This is a genomic window from uncultured Mesonia sp., from assembly GCA_947499595.1.
Classification (GTDB): domain Bacteria; phylum Bacteroidota; class Bacteroidia; order Flavobacteriales; family Flavobacteriaceae; genus Mesonia; species Mesonia sediminis.
On record CANMOY010000054.1, the window covers coordinates 1 to 326 of the forward strand.

The window sequence follows — 326 nt, forward strand, 5'->3', positions numbered from 1 at the left end:
AAAGAAAACACCAGTACAGAAAACCCGCAATTATCTACATCAGATCCAGACAGCAGGCACCAAATTGTGCGTGGAATGATTACCGAAGTATGTTATACCGCACAAACCACCGTAGATGCCAAATACAAATTACTAATAGATTATAAGCTTAGCAACCAAAACGATAAGAAAGCAATGGGAATAATGCTTAGAAGGGCAAAATCTATTTTAAGGACCAGTTCGTTTACCGCCCTCTATGATAAAGGATACCACACGGGCAGTGAATTTCATATAGCAGACCAACTGGGAATAAACACCTTGGTTGCTATTCCTGCGATAGGACGAAA

General features: G+C 40.2%; 1 pseudogene. It reads left to right on the plus strand.

Annotated features, from left to right (window positions below):
• Positions 1–326, plus strand: a pseudogene (locus ACH2AZ_RS12535) (IS1182 family transposase); the annotation flags it as partial.